The 14,693-nt window shown below is 45.4% G+C and carries 11 protein-coding genes; 10 read left to right on the top strand and 1 reads right to left on the bottom strand.

Annotated features, from left to right (window positions below; translation table 11 throughout):
• Positions 1 to 2: 2 nt before the first annotated feature.
• Positions 3 to 1,904, bottom strand: coding sequence for a histidine kinase (locus FE810_RS06890; protein ID WP_138319284.1), 1,902 nt, complete (start codon positions 1,902 to 1,904; stop codon positions 3 to 5).
• A gap of 277 nt (positions 1,905 to 2,181) precedes the next feature.
• Between FE810_RS06890 and FE810_RS06895 the strand changes: the two genes are divergently transcribed.
• The 10 genes from FE810_RS06895 (at position 2,182) to nrdD (ending at position 14,273) form a co-directional block, all read left to right on the top strand.
• Complete coding sequence (locus FE810_RS06895; RefSeq protein ID WP_138319285.1) at positions 2,182 to 5,964, top strand: nitrate reductase subunit alpha; 3,783 nt, start codon at positions 2,182 to 2,184, stop codon at positions 5,962 to 5,964.
• 5 nt (positions 5,965 to 5,969) lie between these two features.
• On the top strand, positions 5,970 to 7,511 hold the full coding sequence (narH, locus tag FE810_RS06900) for a nitrate reductase subunit beta (protein ID WP_138319286.1): 1,542 nt from the start codon (positions 5,970 to 5,972) through the stop codon (positions 7,509 to 7,511).
• Positions 7,512 to 7,521: 10 nt separating this feature from the next.
• Complete coding sequence (gene narJ, locus FE810_RS06905) at positions 7,522 to 8,355, top strand: nitrate reductase molybdenum cofactor assembly chaperone (RefSeq protein ID WP_246036948.1); 834 nt, start codon at positions 7,522 to 7,524, stop codon at positions 8,353 to 8,355.
• Position 8,356: 1 nt separating this feature from the next.
• Positions 8,357 to 9,040 (top strand): respiratory nitrate reductase subunit gamma, encoded by a 684-nt coding sequence (narI, locus tag FE810_RS06910; protein WP_138319287.1) that lies wholly within the window; start codon positions 8,357 to 8,359, stop codon positions 9,038 to 9,040.
• 100 nt (positions 9,041 to 9,140) lie between these two features.
• Complete coding sequence (locus FE810_RS06915) at positions 9,141 to 10,091, top strand: peptidylprolyl isomerase (protein WP_246036949.1); 951 nt, start codon at positions 9,141 to 9,143, stop codon at positions 10,089 to 10,091.
• Positions 10,092 to 10,135: 44 nt separating this feature from the next.
• On the top strand, positions 10,136 to 10,804 hold the full coding sequence (locus tag FE810_RS06920; RefSeq protein ID WP_171022282.1) for a DsbA family oxidoreductase: 669 nt from the start codon (positions 10,136 to 10,138) through the stop codon (positions 10,802 to 10,804).
• Between the two features lie 27 nt (positions 10,805 to 10,831).
• Positions 10,832 to 11,476, top strand: a complete 645-nt coding sequence (can, locus tag FE810_RS06925) for a carbonate dehydratase (RefSeq protein ID WP_138319289.1) — start codon at positions 10,832 to 10,834, stop codon at positions 11,474 to 11,476.
• A gap of 45 nt (positions 11,477 to 11,521) precedes the next feature.
• Complete coding sequence (locus FE810_RS06930) at positions 11,522 to 11,863, top strand: PM0253 family protein (RefSeq protein WP_138319290.1); 342 nt, start codon at positions 11,522 to 11,524, stop codon at positions 11,861 to 11,863.
• Between the two features lie 142 nt (positions 11,864 to 12,005).
• Positions 12,006 to 12,452: an anaerobic ribonucleoside-triphosphate reductase activating protein gene (gene nrdG / locus FE810_RS06935; RefSeq protein WP_138319291.1), complete on the top strand. Its 447-nt coding sequence runs from the start codon at positions 12,006 to 12,008 to the stop codon at positions 12,450 to 12,452.
• A 24-nt stretch (positions 12,453 to 12,476) separates the two neighbouring features.
• A complete protein-coding gene (gene nrdD, locus FE810_RS06940) occupies positions 12,477 to 14,273 on the top strand; it encodes an anaerobic ribonucleoside-triphosphate reductase (RefSeq protein WP_138319292.1) in 1,797 nt (598 codons plus the stop codon).
• The last annotated feature ends 420 nt before the right edge of the window (positions 14,274 to 14,693 follow it).

Below are 14,693 nucleotides of genomic sequence, written 5' to 3' on the forward strand. Positions count from 1 at the left end.
CGCTATTGAGCCTGAGAAAAAATCAATTCCTGTGGGTTGCTTTCAAGGTATTTTGGTGCAAAGCTCACCACAACTTTAGTTCCTTTATCGGTCGCGGTATCAATCTGTAACCGCCCGGATAAGCTCTGGGTACGTTCCTGAATAATCGCCATACCGTAATGATTGAGCTTTTCCGCATTGTCGGGAATTCCGACACCGTCATCGTCTATATGCAAACATATGTGTCGGTTTTCATCTTCGAGTACCTGAATTTTAACCTGGGCCGCATGGGAATGATTTAACGCATTCTGACTTGCTTCACGGGCAATTTGCATCAAATGAATTTCCTCATTAGGAGTAAGAGGAATATTCTGTATTTGATAATCCAGAGAAAATTGCATGCGCTGATCGGCGCGTTTATTGAGTTGTTCGGTCATTTGAATAAAGGCCAATTGCAAACCTGCTTCGTCGATTTTCAAACGGAAAGTCGTTAACAGTTCACGTAATTGTCGATACGCTGAATTCAAACCCAGTTTCAGTTCATCTACCACACTATCAATTTTCTTTTCCGAATCTTGTTTGGCTCGCAATTTTTGTAGCATTGCCACCTGCATCTTCAAATAGGATAATGCCTGTGCCAGTGAATCATGTAATTCCCGGGCGATCACCGTACGCTCATTCAATAGGGCAATTCTACGCGTCTGCTCTTGTTGCTGTCTGGTATGTAAACCATTGGCCACCAGGGCCGATATTGACGTAAATAGCTGATTTTGCCACGCTTCGAGCGGCACATTGGCAGGCAGATTACAGACCAGAACGCCATAGCTCACCTCGTCTTTTTTGATCGGATAACGCATTACCATCTTATCGATGGATGTGGTTAACAACTCTTTTTGATTACTTAAGCAGCCACCACAATCACCTTTTTCACAGATTTCAGCAATCGCCTTTTTGGAAGTCATGATATGTTCATAGGGCGCCGCACCCGTTGCGGTTGTCAAACACAAATCTATGTCTTCAATTTCACTGATAATGGATAATTTTTCGGCGATCGGCACTAAATCAAGGTTACCCTCATCGTTGTTCATCAACTGCGAAGTTTGATAGAGCAATTCTAAGGCTCCATTGCTGCGCTGTAATTTGGTCGTTTTCGTCTGAACCCTATTTTCCATATGCTGGTGCGACATAGAGATGGCTTCAGACATTTTATTCATCGTTTCCGCTAAAAAGCCAAGCTCATCCTGCTGATCAATATTGGTACGTGCACTGTAATCCCCCGCCATCAACTGTTTAGCTGTGCGCGTTAGTTCGGATAACGGTTTTTCTACCCTGCGGCTAATTTGCACCATGGTAATTGCGGCTAACAGAACGGTTACAAAGAGTGATATGCCTAATATCATCCGGATCAGCAAAATACGGCTTTCTGCGCGATGTTGGTAAAGAGCTACCAGATTGTCCAGTCGAGTCACAAACAATTCCACCGTAGCGCCCAATACCATAAGTTCCTGGGTCGTTATTCGCTCTGGATTATCGACCAACAATAACAATTCCGGACTAATTTCATCAAACCAGCGTTGTCGAACGTGGCTCAACGCTTCTTCCGTGGCAACAAGCGGTAGCACTCGCGTATTTGAGTTAATTAACGGGTTAGAGACTTTGTTGTTAAATTCGTCAATCGATTGATTGAGTTGCAGCTGTTGTTTCGCCTGCGCTTCCGCGTCAAGTTGCGATAAAAGGCTAAGCTGAGAATAAATTTTATAACTTTGCATTCGCAATGAGCCGGCATGGTTGATGGCCAGTGCATCCTTATCCGCCATTTCACTGATGAATACCGAACTGAACATACTGACGATGGCCACGAAACTAATCGCAAACATCATGCTGCCAATACGAAAAACAATAGAATTAAATAACTTATCAAGCATTTTGCTTAACCTTTAAACTGAATGAAATTCGCGATGGCACAATGCACAAAAGGGTTACCACTAAAGAGCTGTTTAACCTTGAAAAAAGCAAACTTGAACCGGTGCCATCGTCACAGCCCCCATTATAACGACAAAGGCCACAAGATCCTTATACCACTTAGGTGGTACAAAGCAAATAACCCCTGTGTTAGCTTTTTTCAAAACTTGATCTGGATCAATATTTCTCTGTGAAACCTTTCTAATATAACCAGTAATTTCAAATCGCATGGAGAATAACATGAGTCGTTTTTTGGACAGGTTAAAATTCTTTAAACCTAAAACAGAAAGCTTCTCGGGGGACCACGGTGTCACTACTGAAGAAGATCGCAGCTGGGAAGACGGATATCGCCGTCGCTGGCAACACGACAAAGTAGTACGCTCAACCCACGGGGTGAACTGTACAGGCTCTTGTAGCTGGAAAATTTATGTTAAAGACGGTTTAGTCACATGGGAAACGCAACAAACGGATTATCCGCGTACGCGTCCAGACTTGCCTAACCATGAACCTCGTGGTTGTCCGCGTGGTGCATCCTATTCCTGGTATATCTACAGCGCCAACCGTCTTAAATATCCAAAGGTTCGTAAAAGACTAATCAAGCTATGGCGTGAAGCCAAAAATCAATTCAGCGATCCCGTCGAAGCCTGGGCATCAATTGTCGAAGACAAAGAAAAAGCAAATTCCTATAAACAACAACGTGGTTTGGGCGGATTTGTTCGGGCGCAATGGAATGAAGTCAATGAGATTATCGCCGCTGCTAACGTCTATACCACAAAAACCTATGGTCCGGATCGGATCGCAGGTTTCTCGCCGATTCCGGCAATGTCTATGGTTTCTTACGCTGCCGGTGCTCGCTACTTATCATTGATTGGCGCTAACTGTTTAAGCTTCTATGACTGGTATTGTGATTTACCACCCGCGTCGCCGCAAATCTGGGGTGAGCAAACGGACGTTCCTGAGTCTGCGGATTGGTACAATTCAAACTATATCCTTGCCTGGGGCTCAAATGTTCCACAAACAAGGACACCTGATGCCCACTTCTTAACCGAAGTACGCTACAAAGGCACCAAGGTCGTATCGATTACTTCTGATTACTCTGAGTTATCAAAACTGACCGATCAGTGGCTAGCACCTAAGCAAGGTACTGATGCGGCTCTGGCGATGGCGTTTGGCCATGTCATTTTGAATGAATACCATAAAACCGGTAAGAGTGAGTACTTTAACGAGTACGTGCGTACCACCACCGATTTCCCGAATTTGGTCATCCTCGACCAGGACGGTGATCGCTTGATCCAGGGTCGCTTCTTACGCGCATCGGATTTGGCCGATAATTTAGGTCAAGACAATAACCCAGAATGGAAAACCATTGCCATTAATGAAAATGATGGCGAGTTGGTTTCACCAACGGGTGCAGTCGGTTATCGCTGGGGTGAAAAAGGCAAGTGGAACATTACCCAAACCGATGGTAAGTCAGGCTCTGAAGTGAAATTACAAGTATCACTAAAAGAGCAACATGATGAAATCGTTGATGTGGCGTTCCCATATTTTGCCACCGAAGCGAATGCCCATGAACATAACTACTTTGATCATACCGAGCACAGCGATGTGATCAACCGCAAGGTACCTGCGAAAAGAATTACCCTTGCCGATGGTAGCCAGGCGCTCGTCACCACAGTATTTGATTTAACGCTGGCAAACTACGGCGTTGATAATGGTTACGAGTGTGATAACTGCGCGACGTCCTATGACCAGGATTTACCGTATACGCCAAAATGGCAGGAAAAAATCACCGGTTGTCGTCCGGAAGATGTCATCAAAGTTGCCACTGAATTTGCCGATAATGCGCACAAAACCAAAGGTCGTTCAATGATCATTGTGGGCGCGGCACTGAATCACTGGTATCACATGGATATGAACTATCGTGGTTTGATAAACATGTTAATGATGTGTGGTTGTATTGGTCAATCCGGCGGCGGTTGGGCTCACTACGTGGGACAGGAAAAACTGCGTCCACAAACCGGGTGGCAGCCACTTGCGTTTGGTCTGGATTGGCAAAAGCCACCTCGTCATATGAACGGTACGTCATTTTTCTATAACCATTCAAGTCAATGGCGTTACGAAAAATTGGACATGGCTGAAGTGGTTTCTCCACTGGCGAATAAAGAGAAGTGGTCAGGGTCGATTATTGACTTTAACTCCCGCGCCGAGCGCATGGGTTGGTTACCGTCTGCACCGCAACTGGGTATGAACCCGTTAGATTTATGTCGTCAGGCAGAAGCTGAAGGTATGTCAGCCAAAGATTATGCGGTTAAAAACCTTAAATCTGGCGAACTTAAGTTTGCCTGTGAAGAGCCGGACAATCCGCAAAACTTCCCGCGCAACATGTTTATCTGGCGTTCCAACTTACTCGGTTCATCGGGTAAAGGTCATGAATACATGCTCAAACATTTGTTGGGCACGAAACACGGCTTAATGGGCAAAGATTTGGGCGAATCTGGCGATAAAATGCCTGAAGATGTCACCTACGAAAAAGATGGCGCTGAAGGTAAAGTCGATTTGTTTGTAACGCTCGATTTTCGTATGTCCACCACTTGCTTGTATTCAGACATCGTGCTGCCTACTGCAACCTGGTATGAAAAAGATGATATGAATACCTCGGATATGCATCCGTTTATTCATCCTCTGTCAAAAGCCGTTGACCCGGTATGGGAAGCTCGCTCTGACTGGGATATCTTCAAAGGCATTGCCAAACAGTTTTCAAAAACCTGTGAAGGTCATTTAGGCAAACAAAAAGATTTGGTCACCGTCCCTATCCTGCATGATACCCCGGCTGAAATTGCCCAACCATTTGGCGTCAAAGCGTGGTGGAAAGGCGAGTGTGATTTAATCCCGGGTCAAACTGCGCCGAATTTGGTCGAAGTTGAACGTGATTACCCAAATACTTACGCACGCTTCACGTCTTTAGGTCCAACCTTGGATACTCAGGGTAATGGCGGTAAAGGTATTTCCTGGAATACTGAAGAAGAAGTCGATTTCCTTGGCAAATTAAACAAGGTTCATCATGAGGGTGCCAATGAAGGTCGTCCGAAAATTGAATCGGCCATTGATGCCTGTGAAGTGATTCTATCACTGGCACCGGAAACCAATGGTGCAGTCGCCGTTAAAGCGTGGGAAGCCCTAGGGAAAGCAACGGGTCTCGACCACACCCATTTGGCAAAACCGAAGCAAGACGAAAAAATTCGCTTCCGTGACATTCAGGCACAACCGAGAAAGATCATCTCTTCACCAACCTGGTCAGGTCTGGAAGATGAGCATGTTTCTTACAACGCCGGTTATACCAATGTCCACGAGCAGATCCCATGGCGCACCGTTACCGGTCGTCAGCAGTTCTATCAGGATCATGAATGGATGCGTGACTTTGGCGAAACCATGTGCTGTTACAAGCCGCCAATTAACTTAAAAACCGTTCAACCCTTGATGAACAAAAAGCCAAATGGCAACAAGGAAATTGCGTTGAACTGGATTACACCACATCAAAAATGGGGTATCCATTCTACCTACTCTGACAACTTGTTAATGCTGACTCTGTCACGTGGTGGTCCAATCGTCTGGATTTCTGAAGTTGATGCCGAAAATGCTGGCATCGTCGATAACGATTGGATTGAGGTATTCAACGTCAATGGTGCGATTGCCGCCCGTGCAGTTGTGTCACAGCGCGTACCCGAAGGTATGAGCATGATGTATCACGCACAGGAACGTATCGTTAACGTACCTGGCGCCGAAACAACCGAAACCCGCGGTGGTATTCACAACTCAGTTACTCGAGCCGTGATGAAACCAACGCATATGATTGGTGGTTACGCGCAGCAGTCTTATGGCTTTAATTACTACGGTACCGTTGGTTGTAACCGCGATGAGTTTGTTATCGTTCGTAAAATGGCGAAAGTCGACTGGCTGGACGAAGAAGAAAAACATGGTGGCGCAGACCAATCTGACGCACAACTGAACGAGTTTAAGGGGTAAGAGCAATGAAAGTTAGAGCTCAAATAGGCATGGTTCTGAACCTGGACAAATGTATTGGTTGTCATACATGTTCAGTAACCTGTAAAAACGTATGGACCTCACGCGAAGGCGTAGAATACGCCTGGTTTAACAATGTAGAGAGTAAGCCTGGCGTTGGTTACCCAAAAGAATGGGAAAACCAGGATAAGTGGAATGGCGGCTGGGTTCGCAACAAGCAAGGTAAATTGGAGCCAAAACAAGGCGGTAAGCGTCGTATTCTGGCGAACATCTTTGCCAACCCGGATCTCCCGGAAATCGACGATTATTATGAACCGTTCGATTTTGACTACCAGCACTTACACAAAGCCGGCGAATCAAAACATCAGCCCGTGGCACGTCCACGCTCGCTGATCACCGGTCAGCGTATGGAAAAAATCAACTGGGGCCCGAACTGGGAAGAAATTCTTGGCACTGAGTTTAAACAGCGTAAGGCGGACAAGAACTTCGATAACATGCAGGCAGATATGTATGGACAGTTTGAAAAAACCTTCATGATGTACCTACCGCGTTTATGTGAACACTGTCTAAATCCAGCGTGTGCAGCCAGTTGCCCAAGTGGTGCCATCTACAAGCGTGAAGAAGACGGCATCGTGTTGATTGATCAGGACAAGTGTCGAGGCTGGCGCATGTGTGTTTCTGGTTGTCCTTACAAGAAAATCTATTACAACTGGAAAACCGGTAAATCTGAGAAGTGTATCTTCTGTTATCCGCGCATTGAAGCCGGTCAACCAACCGTTTGTTCTGAAACTTGTGTGGGTCGAATTCGTTATCTTGGTGTCATGCTTTACGATGCTGACCGCATTGAAGAAGCGGCAAGTGTTCCTAATGAACAAGATTTATATCAAGCACAGTGTGATATCTTTTTGGATCCAAACGATGAAGCGGTGCAAGAAGCGGCTCGTAAAGAAGGGATCTCACAAGCCTGGCTTGATGCAGCAGTTGCTTCTCCGGTTTATAAAATGGCAATGGACTGGAAAGTCGCCCTGCCACTTCACCCGGAGTATCGCACCCTGCCGATGGTTTGGTACGTACCACCGTTAAGTCCGGTGCAAACCGCGATTGAATCTGGCCATGTTGGCAAAAATGGGGTTATTCCAGACTTGAAGTCACTTCGTATTCCGATGAAATACTTAGCCAACTTACTTACCGCGGGTGATGAAAAACCGGTTATTAATGCCCTTGAACGCATGCTGGCAATGCGCGCATTCAAACGCTCTGAGCAAGTTGACCAAGTGGAAGATTTGGAAGTACTTGAGCAAGTCGGTATGAATAAATACCAGGTTGAAGACATGTATCAAACCATGGCGATCGCCAATTACGAAGACCGTTTTGTTGTTCCGACCAGCAGTACGTCCTTTGCCGAGGACGCCTATGAAGCGAAATCAGGATGTGGTTTTAGTTTTGGTAACGGCTGTGCAACCGGTTCGAATGACGTCAATCTGTTCGGAGGTAAAGAACAGACGAAACGTGAAGTGATCCCGGTAAACATTGTCGACGCTGGTAAATAGGGGGACTGACATGACACAAGTAATGGCACCTGCCACAACCAATGAAATGCAAATATTAAACCTGATCTCTGCGTTCATTGATTACCCGACAGAAGAGCTGCATCAAGCGCAAGCAGAACTGGTGCAATTAATCGCTGACAACTCCCTGCTCAGCGCTGAAGACAAAAGCGGTCTGACCGCTTTTGTCGACGGTCGCTGCAACATGGATTTGCTTGATTGGCAATCGGATTACGATGCCCTGTTTGAACGTGGTCGTTCCTTGTCATTATTATTGTTTGAACACATTCACGGCGAAAGCCGTGACCGTGGTCAGGCGATGATTGACTTGATTGAGCAATATAAACAAGCAGGACTAAGCATTGATGTTCGAGAACTGCCTGATTATATCCCACTGTTTCTTGAGTTTGTGGCAACCCAGGTTAGTACGCAAACCGATGAACAAGGCAATATCAGTCAAAACTATGACAATGCGCGCTTATGGCTACAGGACGTTTCTCATATTTTTGCGTTGTTAAAGGTTCGCCTGGGACAGCGTGACAGCGACTATGAAGCACTGTTTACCGCATTGGTACATTTATCCCAAGCAGATATCCAGTTTGACGAGCTAGCGGCTCAAGTCAAAGGCGAAAAACGCGACGACACCAAAGAAGCCATCGATAAAGTCTGGGAGGAAGAAATGGTTAAGTTTGGTCCTGACGCCAGTGATTCTGGTTGCAGCGATGCGACAAACCGCCCTTCCCAGAGCCAGCGTCGCGATCAAGATGTCCCCATTCAATTTATCGAAGCAGTGGTTGAAGAGACGTTAGAAAAAGAAACGGCTAAATCAACCGCGGGAGTTAATTAAGATGAACTATTTAGATACGTTATTTTTTGGACTATATCCCTATATTGCCCTTACCATTTTCTTGGTTGGTAGTATCATTCGCTACGATCGCGAACAATACACCTGGAAAACTGGCTCTAGCCAAATGCTTGAAAGTAAAGGCATTAAAAAAGGCAACATGGCATTTCATATCGGTATTATGGCGGTACTTGCCGGACACTTTGTCGGCTTGCTTACGCCACATTATGTCTGGGATGTGTTGGGTGTTACGGCAGAGTTTAAACAATTAGTCGCCATGGGCGCTGGTGGTTTCTTTGGGTTGATTTGTCTATACGGGATCACCATTTTACTACATCGTCGTTTAACCAACCCACGGGTTCGCGCGACCAGTAGCCGCATGGACATCTTAATTTTAGTGCTGATTTACATTCAATTAGTACTTGGCCTGATCAGTATTCTGTTTTCATTCTCTCACCTGGACGGTTCAGAGATGTTGAAAATGATGAGCTGGGCGCAAAACATCGTGACCTTTGACAGCACCGAAGCCGCAGCTGCGATGGGTGGTGTGGGCTTGATTTACAAGTTGCACATTGTTCTGGGGATGACATTGTTTGTTCTGTTCCCATTCAGCCGCCTGGTACATATCTGGAGCGTGCCGGTGAAATACATTCGCCGCCCATTCCAGGTCGTACGCAGCAAAAGCTAATCGCCTGGGTGCGTTAATGACTGTGACGCTTTGCCCAAAGGTTTATTGCCTGGCAAAGCGTCCATCAACCCTTTTACCCTGTTAATCGCGGAACAACACGATGCAAACTATTGAAATTATCGATGCTGGTGCAACCACTACCAGCAACACAGATGCTGATACAAACAATGTGCAGCAACAAGACATTGAAAATCCAGCCGCAAATTTTGGCAAATACCATGAGCAGTTTGGCTACGAGCAGACAAAACCTTCTGCCTTGCGAGCACCGGATGTTCCAGAAATAAAAGTCAATGGTGTCTTGATTGATGAAGCCAGTGTGTTAGCTGAAATGCAACACCACCCGGCGGACAATCAGCGCAGCGCGATGATTCAATCGGCGCAATCTTTGATCATTGGCGAGTTACTAAAACAACAAGCTATCGCCCTTGGCTTACTTACCGGCGATGAAGCGATTAATTCCATTGAAGAAGCTGCTGGACTCCAGGCTATGCTTGAACAAGAAGTTCAGGTACCGCAAGCCTCAGCTGAAGAATGCCAGCGCTTCTATGAGTCGAATCAACAACATTTTTCTACCTCTCCCCTGTTAGAAGTGCGTCATATCCTTCTTGGTGCTCCGCCTGAAGATGTAACGGGACGAATGCAATTGACCGAGGTAGCAAAGTCTTTAATTACCGAATTGCAACAGGACCTTTCCTGCTTTAAGGAACTGGTCAACAAACATTCCGATTGTCCTTCAAAACAGCAACAAGGCAGTCTTGGCCAAATCAGTAAAGGACAAACTGTCGCCGAGTTTGAGAAAGCGTTATTGGCCGCGGATAGTGGTTTGATTGATTACCCCATCGAATCTCGTTATGGCGTGCATATTGCCATTATCGACCGGCGCGTCGATGGTCAGGTATTACCGTTTGAGTTCATCAAAGATAAGGTAGAGGAATATCTCAATGAGCGAGTGCAACGCAAGGCCACAGCTCAGTATATTCACACCTTGATCAGTGATGCAAAAATCACCGGATTCACCTTTGATTTGGAGTCTTCCCCACTTATCCAATAATGGGAATAGCCCAGATTTAACGACAATCAATGCAAAGGATATTTATGAACACTAGTAAAAGCATACAAATAGATTGCTTCAGCGATATCCTGTGCATCTGGGCCTATATTTCCGAGGTGCGGATCAATAAGCTGCAGCAAGAATTTTCCACCGATTTAGCGATCCGCCACCATTATTTTTCGGTTTTCGGTCATGCCGAGGACAAAATCATCGAGAAAGGTGGTTGGCAAGTCTATGCTTCCCACGTTCAACACCTGGCCAGTCAGTACCCACATATCAAAATCCATCCACAGATCTGGAGCAGTCGTCAACCCACATCATCTATGCCAGCACACTTATATCTTGGTATTGCCAAGCAACTGTCTGAGCAACGAAAATTGATACAAGGTGGGGCAAATATTTTGGCGCAACACTTTCGCCAGCGTTTTTTTGAGCAAGGCGAAGATATCTCAAAACGGTCGGTACTGGTTGATACGATCAAAAACCTCGACTGGTCGATCAGTGATTTTGAGCGTGAAATCGATTCAGGCAGAGCCTATCAGGCGTTAGATGATTCACTAAAAGCGGCACATCAATTAAATGTGAAAGTCAGCCCTACTCTGGTTTTTAACCATAATCGCCTGCGCCTGGAAGGGAATGTCAGTTATCGAGTAATGCAGGCTAATATCATCGAGCTTCTCAGGCAGCCGCAACCTTCCCGTGCCTGGTGCTAACCACAACAACGAAAGAAGAATACGCGCATGTGTAATACTCAACAACTACTTAGCAATAATCGTCAATGGGCAGAGAAAAAATGCCTCGATGATCCTGAATTTTTCCACCGTTTGGCGGCACAACAGCATCCAGACTATTTGTGGATCGGTTGTTCGGATTCGCGGGTGCCGGCCAACGATATTGTCGGTCTTGAACCTGGCGAATTATTCGTCCATCGAAACATCGCCAATGCAGTGCAGGCAACCGACTATAACTGCCTTTCAGTGCTGCAATATGCGGTGGATGTATTAAAAGTCAAACATATCATTGTTTGTGGTCATTATGGTTGTGGCGGCGTACAGGCAGCAATGAGCAATCAGGAACATGGTTTAGTCGATAGTTGGCTGCGTCAGGTAAAAGATGTTTATGTTAAACACAACTCTGAAATCGATGCATTGCGTTTTCGCGACCAAAAGATTAATCGATTGTGCGAATTGAACGTCATTGAACAGGTAAACAACCTAGCAAAAATGAAAGTGTTGCAACATGCCTGGAATCGCGGGCAGGAGGTTGCTATTCACGGCTGGATTTACTCCATCTGTGACGGTCAAATCAAAGATCTCGACGTGTCAGTCAACTCCTGTGCTCATCTCGACATTGCCTATCAATTTAGTCAAACCGCCTCGGCATAATCCCATGACAATCAAACATTATCGCATCGCGGCCAGGATACGTTAATGACAGGCACCAATCCATTTATCGCAAAATGGTCTGCCGATGGCCACACCATGTGCCTCGGTCACTGGCAGATCAGCTATCAAGGCCTGCCATGTACAATTCCGGCAAAATATGCGGAAAAAGACATGGGCACTTACGGCAATTTTAGCTATTTCTACCCCGATGATGATGCCTATATTGAAGGTGAACCCTTTGCGGATTGGATTGACAGTAATGTTGACTGGTTGATGGACGTTTTTATGCAGCACAATATCCCAGTAGAAGTGGAATATTTCCAATGGTTTTATGAGGCGGTAAACCTCAATGACTGGCGCTGCAGCAGTTGTGGCGGATGTATGTGATTTTTTTAATAAAATCTACGGTTGTTGGGATCTTGCAACCTTGTCCAAACTGTCGAAAAAATACCCATTAAGAGGTATTCGCTAAACACAAGAAGCACTATATATTGACATCTAAACAACAAAAACCACAACATATTGTGCCATGCTGAGATATTTACCACCACAAGTCGTATTTCAAGAAGTGCCGGATCAAGTATCCCTGGCATTCGTGATCACTGGGTGCCCATTGCGCTGCAGCGGGTGTCACAGTAAACACACTTGGTCCGCCAGCTACGGCAATCAACTGAGCAATTCGCAATTTTCACACTATCTAAGCCAATATCAATCGTTAATCACCTGTGTGGTATTTTTCGGGGGTGAATGGCATCTAAACGCACTTATCGAAAAGCTAAAAATTGCTCACCAATACCAGTTAAAAACTTGCCTGTATACCGGATTAGAGCAGGTCTCGGACAAACTCATTAAGCACCTCGATTTTTTAAAGACAGGCCCCTGGCGCGCTGACGTTGGCGGTTTAGATAATCCTGGCACCAATCAAAGATTTATTGATGTCAAAACAAAGCAATGCTTGAACCACTTATTCAGATAACAACAATAAACAGGAATGATTATTATGCAACGGCTTAATCAACAACAAATTCAGGACAAACTTGGCTTTATCAATCAATATTTAACCGCGACCAATGCCGCAGATGGCTCCACCATGGACGCCAATGCCAACGTAACTCAAAAAAACATTGCGACCCTCGAGTCGGAAATCATGAAAGATTTCTTTATTCAACTTAATCGGGCTCAGGTTGCTGATAAAATAGAGGAATTATTCGGATCTGATTTGGCACAGGAGTACCATCGACAAATAGAAGCCCATGAAATCTACGTCCATGATGAAACCAGTTTAAAACCCTATTGTGCGTCCATCTCTCTTTATCCTTTCTTACTCGACGGTCTGACCAAACTCGGTGGCGAGTCTAAAGCGCCGCAACACCTGGCATCCTTTTGCGGCAGTTTCGTTAATTTGGTGTTTGCCGTCAGTGCACAATTTGCCGGTGCCATTGCAACGGTCGAGTTTTTAACTTATTTCGATTATTTTGCGCGTAAAGAGTTCGGCGATGACTACTTACAAACCCATGCCGGAGAAATCGCCAATCATCTTCAGCACGTTGTTTATGCCCTTAACCAACCTGCCGCAGCGCGTGGCTATCAAAGCGTATTCTGGAACATTTCTTTGTATGATGAGCATTACTTTGATGCCTTATTTGGGGAGTTTGTATTCCCTTGTTTTAGCAAGCCACAATGGTCCAGCATTAAGCAATTACAGGAATTCTTTTTAACCTGGTTTAATCAGGAAAGAGAAAAAAGCATTCTTACCTTCCCAGTCGTCACGGCGGCGATGTTAACCGAAAACAAGCAAGTCAAAGACAAGGATTTTGCCCAGATGTGTGCCGCTCAGATCAGTGCCGGTAATTCATTTTTTGTCTATCAATCAGAAAATGCAGATTCTCTGGCATCTTGTTGTCGGTTGAGAAACGAGATCAGTGACAATACGTTTTCTTATACCTTAGGCGCGGGTGGCATTGCCACAGGGTCAATCAATGTTATCACCTTGAACGTTAACCGCCTGGTGCAGGAAAAGCGTAATATTGCCGATGAAATTGACAAAATCCATAAATACCAGGTGGCCTATCGCAAATTAATGGAATCGTACCTACAGGCGGGCATGCTACCGGTCTATGACGCCGGCTTTATCAGTTTGGAAAAACAATTTCTCACCATCGGTATTAACGGCATGGTCGAAGCCGCAGAATATATGGGTATTATCCCTGGCAACAATCGCAAATATCAGAACTTTGTCGATAGCCTGTTAAAACCGATTTATGATGCAAACCGCGCCGCAAAACAGCATTTCGGATACATGTTCAATACCGAGTTTGTTCCTGCCGAAAATCTCGGGGTAAAAAATGCGATCTGGGATAAACAAATTGGCCTTGCGGTGTTGCGAGATTGCTATAACTCGTATTTTTATGCCGTTGAAGATGATGAAATCATTCATCTCGATAAATTTATACTGCACGGCAAGGAATATACCCGCTACCTTGATGGCGGCTCCGCATTGCATCTAAATTTAGAGCAGAGCGTTAGCGAAAAAAATGCGCTGAATTTGCTCAATATCGCCGCGGCAACTGGCTGCAATTATTTTTGCATCAATGTAAAAATCACCCTATGTAACAGCTGTGAGCATATTGATAAAAAAACATTACAAGCCTGCCCTGCTTGTCAGTCAACGGATATTGATCACGGTACTCGGGTCATCGGTTACCTAAAACGTGTTTCCGCATTTAGCAAAGGCCGACGACAGGAGCATCAGCGTCGCCACTATCATGCAATTCCGAAACAAACGCACAAGGTATGAGGTATCGGGAATTGAAATTCCCTCAGGTCGAAAAAGAAACAAATTTCTTTGGGTGGAAATTACGATAAATCGTAATGGAGGGATAATGCGCAAAACGCAATAGGTGGATAACGTTTCATTTTATGAAACGTTGGTAAAAGCCGCAAAAACTTGCGTCATTCCCTGCCACGACTGGGAATCTATCGGCATCGGTTGAACGGCGGCTTTGTGCCAACAACGGGAGTTGAAACTCCCTTAGTACGTATCGCAAGCGATACTCCGGGAACGCGACGAAAAACGTCGCTTCGAGTTCGCTGATGCCATCAGCTCCGAGTACACGCTGTTTCGAGTGAAAAACAACCTAACCTCGCGTCATTCCCTATATGGACTCCCGTTTCATTTCAAGGATACTATCAAAATAAATTGTAAAACTGCTTCCGC

The sequence above is a fragment of the Thalassotalea litorea genome (assembly GCF_005843925.1).
Classification (GTDB): domain Bacteria; phylum Pseudomonadota; class Gammaproteobacteria; order Enterobacterales; family Alteromonadaceae; genus Thalassotalea_A; species Thalassotalea_A litorea_A.

Excerpts from the sequence above, each read along its gene's own strand:
- FE810_RS06890 (WP_138319284.1), bottom strand. The coding sequence starts at position 1,904 with ATGCTTGATAAGTTATTTAATTCTATTGTTTTTCGTATTGGCAGCATG.
- FE810_RS06895 (WP_138319285.1), top strand. The coding sequence starts at position 2,182 with ATGAGTCGTTTTTTGGACAGGTTAAAATTCTTTAAACCTAAAACAGAA.
- narH (WP_138319286.1), top strand. The coding sequence starts at position 5,970 with ATGAAAGTTAGAGCTCAAATAGGCATGGTTCTGAACCTGGACAAATGT.
- narJ (WP_246036948.1), top strand. The coding sequence starts at position 7,522 with ATGACACAAGTAATGGCACCTGCCACAACCAATGAAATGCAAATATTA.
- narI (WP_138319287.1), top strand. The coding sequence starts at position 8,357 with ATGAACTATTTAGATACGTTATTTTTTGGACTATATCCCTATATTGCC.
- FE810_RS06915 (WP_246036949.1), top strand. The coding sequence starts at position 9,141 with ATGCAAACTATTGAAATTATCGATGCTGGTGCAACCACTACCAGCAAC.
- FE810_RS06920 (WP_171022282.1), top strand. The coding sequence starts at position 10,136 with ATGAACACTAGTAAAAGCATACAAATAGATTGCTTCAGCGATATCCTG.
- can (WP_138319289.1), top strand. The coding sequence starts at position 10,832 with ATGTGTAATACTCAACAACTACTTAGCAATAATCGTCAATGGGCAGAG.
- FE810_RS06930 (WP_138319290.1), top strand. The coding sequence starts at position 11,522 with ATGACAGGCACCAATCCATTTATCGCAAAATGGTCTGCCGATGGCCAC.
- nrdG (WP_138319291.1), top strand. The coding sequence starts at position 12,006 with ATGCTGAGATATTTACCACCACAAGTCGTATTTCAAGAAGTGCCGGAT.
- nrdD (WP_138319292.1), top strand. The coding sequence starts at position 12,477 with ATGCAACGGCTTAATCAACAACAAATTCAGGACAAACTTGGCTTTATC.